Genomic DNA, 202 nt, shown 5'->3' with positions numbered 1-202 from the left:
GCGCTGGAGGGCTTAGCTTCCGGGTTCGGAATGTAACCGGGCGTTTCCCCTCCGCCATGACCGCCGTAACTCTATGAACATATCAAACAACCCCGGCACGATTTCACGGGTGTTCGCTTGTTCAGAGTTGCACAGTGGACGCGTAGCAGCTTAGTAGTCAAGTCCTCGGCCTATTAGTACCGGTCAACTGAACCCGTTACCG

The 202-nt window shown here is 55.4% G+C and carries 1 rRNA gene; it reads right to left on the bottom strand.

Annotated elements, in window-relative coordinates:
- A 5S ribosomal RNA gene (rrf, locus tag IF22_RS0132720) occupies nt 1-68 on the bottom strand; the annotation flags it as partial.
- Nucleotides 69-202: the final 134 nt, after the last annotated feature.

It is taken from the genome of Micromonospora parva, assembly GCF_000718515.1.
Lineage (GTDB): Bacteria > Actinomycetota > Actinomycetes > Mycobacteriales > Micromonosporaceae > Micromonospora > Micromonospora parva.
This window is presented reverse-complemented; position numbering and strand designations above follow the sequence as displayed.